Source organism: Mycobacterium gordonae, from assembly GCF_001417955.2.
Taxonomy (GTDB): Bacteria; Actinomycetota; Actinomycetes; order Mycobacteriales; family Mycobacteriaceae; genus Mycobacterium; species Mycobacterium gordonae_B.
In genome coordinates this window covers 1-1,215 of the sequence record NZ_LKTM01000203.1, presented here as the reverse complement: position 1 = coordinate 1,215, position 1,215 = coordinate 1, and the positions used below count along the sequence as shown (strand labels likewise).

General features: G+C 60.9%; 1 protein-coding gene. It reads right to left on the bottom strand.

Annotation, left to right across the window (positions count from 1 at the left end; translation table 11 throughout):
- Nucleotides 1–54: 54 nt before the first annotated feature.
- Nucleotides 55–489 (bottom strand): serine/threonine-protein kinase, encoded by a 435-nt coding sequence (locus tag AO501_RS15685; RefSeq protein WP_082658655.1) that lies wholly within the window; start codon nucleotides 487–489, stop codon nucleotides 55–57.
- Between the last annotated feature and the right edge of the window lie 726 nt (nucleotides 490–1,215).

The following is a 1,215-nucleotide window of genomic DNA, read 5'->3' as shown; positions in this document are numbered from 1 at the left end:
TTGCCATGGGGACATCCTTCCAGCCCGCCCATGCTGGGCAAGCCAACTCAGATGTCACCTATTCGTGCAGCAGACCCGTTTGACGTCCCGGTGCACCAATCCGGCATTGTGCGCTGCAGTGAGCGCAGTGGCAATCTGCTCCACTACGGCAACCGCCAGCTCGGGTGACACGGGGCCCTCGTTCAGGCGAGCTTGCAACTCACGGCCCTCAATCACGGGCATCGTGACGAACAAGCGGCCTTCAATCTCGCCTACGTCGAGCACCGTGACGATGTGCGGGTGGTTCAAGCTCGCGGCCTTCAGAGCCTCGCGACGAAATCGCTCTCGATATTGCGGATCGTCCGCGTAGTTCGGAGGTAGCACCTTCAGCGCTACTGTCCGCCCGATCAGCTCGTCATGGGCTCGCCAAACCTCGCCCATGCCGCCGCGACCGATCAGACCGATCAAGCGGTAGCGTCCAAACGACATGCCCTGAGCATGCGCCTCCATTGCCATCTCCCCCGAATCCATCCGTCAACTCGGCGCAGAGTTTCGAATATTCAGCAACGCACGCGCCAATTTGATGTGATTCAATCACAGCGGTCAGGGATGGAGAGTCGCGACGTTAAACGAGCGCCATATCCGGCTTTGCCTTCACCCCCTGCTCCGCAGCCGATGCGCTGGCCTCATGAGCACAATTGAGGCCGGCGCTCGTTTAACTGGGTTAACGGCACTTTTCGCACAGGAAGTCTCCAACACATCACCCGAAATAATCACTGCGTTCCACGCTCGGGCGCCGTCGATCGCAGTCTTGCATCCGGACCGTACAGCGTTCAATCGCAGGCGATCAGCGGGTGATGCGGACCTGGCGGGTAGGCGGTGGCGCCGCCGGCTCACACTGGGTACCTGGACGTTGTTCTGGCCGGAGTGTGCTCGTCGACCGAGGTGCACGGCGCGTGATGGCCGACGACGGCCGACAGTGCTTTGGTGGCGTGCAATTAACCTTACTCAGCTGCGCCGACAGCGGTGCCCCACCACCTCGGGGGACTTACCCTCCGCATCGGCTGTGTGCGCGGATCAAAATAGATACTGCCAATCAGAGTTTGGGATGAATCCACGCCCAACAGAATCAACGGTGTGCTGAGTAGTCAGGTCGCTTCCCTCTCTGCCAACCTGGGTTGAGGCACCCGCCCCCTGACAATTAGTGACCCGAGGGCGGGGATGGAGAGACTCCCC

Coding starts and splice junctions, on each gene's coding strand:
- AO501_RS15685 (WP_082658655.1), bottom strand. CDS start 489: ATGGAGGCGCATGCTCAGGGCATGTCGTTTGGACGCTACCGCTTGATC.